This window comes from Delftia sp. WSY_10 (assembly GCF_043104705.1).
GTDB classification, from domain to species: Bacteria; Pseudomonadota; Gammaproteobacteria; order Burkholderiales; family Burkholderiaceae_C; genus Comamonas; species Comamonas tsuruhatensis.
Genome location: NZ_JBICKY010000024.1, coordinates 1 through 1,903 on the forward strand (window position 1 = coordinate 1; position 1,903 = coordinate 1,903).

3 protein-coding genes are annotated in these 1,903 nt (G+C 47.3%); all 3 read left to right on the forward strand.

Annotation, left to right across the window (positions count from 1 at the left end):
- The coding region (locus ACF8ML_RS12445; RefSeq protein ID WP_392407141.1) for a hypothetical protein at window positions 1-344 on the forward strand (344 nt) is incomplete at its 5' end.
- Window positions 329-1,372: a right-handed parallel beta-helix repeat-containing protein gene (locus ACF8ML_RS12450; protein ID WP_392407142.1), complete on the forward strand. Its 1,044-nt coding sequence runs from the start codon at window positions 329-331 to the stop codon at window positions 1,370-1,372. The genes ACF8ML_RS12445 and ACF8ML_RS12450, both read left to right, overlap by 16 nt.
- A gap of 187 nt (window positions 1,373-1,559) precedes the next feature.
- On the forward strand, window positions 1,560-1,903 hold a 344-nt coding region (locus ACF8ML_RS12455; RefSeq protein WP_392407143.1), incomplete at its 3' end, for a hypothetical protein.

Genomic DNA, 1,903 nt, shown 5'->3' on the forward strand with positions numbered 1-1,903 from the left:
CGTATGGAACTAGGCCTGCGCTGGGGTTTGAGGAGATCAGGAATGTGCTCGAGAGATTCAATGCAATCATGGAAGAGGGTGCGGATTTTCCTGGAAAGGCTAGATTTTTGAAAGAGACCATTAATAAACTGATTAAGGATGGAAAACTTAAACTAACCAAAAACACAGAAAATAGCGAAAAAACCAGAATTGTGGAAATAAATATAAAAAAGGGAGGTAGCGATGAATATAAAATAAAAGAGGCAGAGAAAAATAGAGGTAAATACTTAGAAAACCTTGCAGGTCAAGAACATAAATATCCAGGCGTTTGCTTGCCAGGCAGTAAAATATGCAAAGAAGTATAGTTTTTCTCTATTTTTCTGCTTTTGCTTGCATTGTCTTTGCAAGCTGCCAAGCTTTCCCCAAGAAACCACTCACGACGGAAGAATGGGCAGCGCGCCGCCATCCACCTAGCGACAAGGGACCGCTGCCTGAGGGGTGCAAGCCCGTCAAGTATAGAGGTGGCTACTACCCTATCACGGAAGCTTTTGAAGGTTCTGGCCGTCACTGCGTCATTCATGACTTTGTGCAGCGTAAAGCGCGTGACTGGATCGAAGGGGGAATAGAACGTGGTAACCCACGAGGTGCAATTTTAGATTTCTACCACAGTAATAATGCTGACCTTGATTTGCGAGAACATCTTGTTACAGGAAGACCATTTAATAATAATAGCGGCATTGGAATATTATCTGGTGGAGAGGTAGTTTTCAATCTAAGAGTTCATAATGGAATAATAGAAACTCCAGGTCTATCGGGTATTGGCGTAGAACTTTCTCCTAAATTGGGTGCACGCAATAGAATTGAGAAACTGGAGGAAGACTTTCCTGTAATAGAAAATTCCAGATGGAACATCGAAACCCAAAAATTCAATAAAATCCCTTGGGATTATTTCCCTCCCACCTTCTACACCGCAGAAAACCTCCAAATCAAATCCGGCGGCCGCGCCGTCATCATGGCCGGCTCCGACAACGTGGTGCGCAACAACACCATCGAGGTCGATGGCCGCACCGCCGTCTACCTGTACGGCCCGCGCTCGCTGGTGGAGGGCAACACCTTCATCGTGCACATGGACCTGCGCGACAAGGCCCCATTGCCCGCCATCCTCAAGCTGCGCGATGCCGATGGTTCCATCATCCGCAACAACCGCTTCATCGTGAAGCGCAGCGGACTGTTCAGGAAGAAGGAAGAGGAACCCCAGGCCGGCATTAACCTGCTGGAGTCCAAGGACGTAGTGATCGAAGGCAATGTGTTTGAAGAGATCACATTGCCGGTGCGCAAGGATGCGGCCAGTACCACAACGGAGAGTGGAAACATTTCAAAAGGCAGCCCCTGATGGAATGGAGGTATTCGACGGCCATATGCAGCAACCCACTCAACCGGATCGATCCCACCGGGCTGTACCAGGAGGACATGCACTACTACATTGAGAGACAAGCCAACTCTAATCGGGAAAAATTTCTTGGAGGGCTCGTTGGGCAAGAAGAAAAATATCCAGGCGTCTGCTTACCCAGTAGCATCATATGCAAACCAGTATAAAAATTAAATCACTGAAATTCATCTTGGCAATTTTATCTTCCGGACTCTCCCAAGGCATGACTTGGGAAGAATGGGCGGAAAGTCGCCATCCTCCCAGCGACAAAGGTCCATTGCCAGATGGCTGCAGCCCCGTCAAATATCGAGGGACCTTTCATCCCATTATTGAGTATGTCAGAGGACGAGGAGACCACTGTGTAGTTCACGATTTTGTACAGAGGAAATTAAGAGACTTCATTAATGGCAGGGAACGTGGATCACCAACAGATGAAGCCGGAAGGGGTAGTGTGATTAGTTTCTCTCAAGACAGCCATTCCAACATTGATCTAAG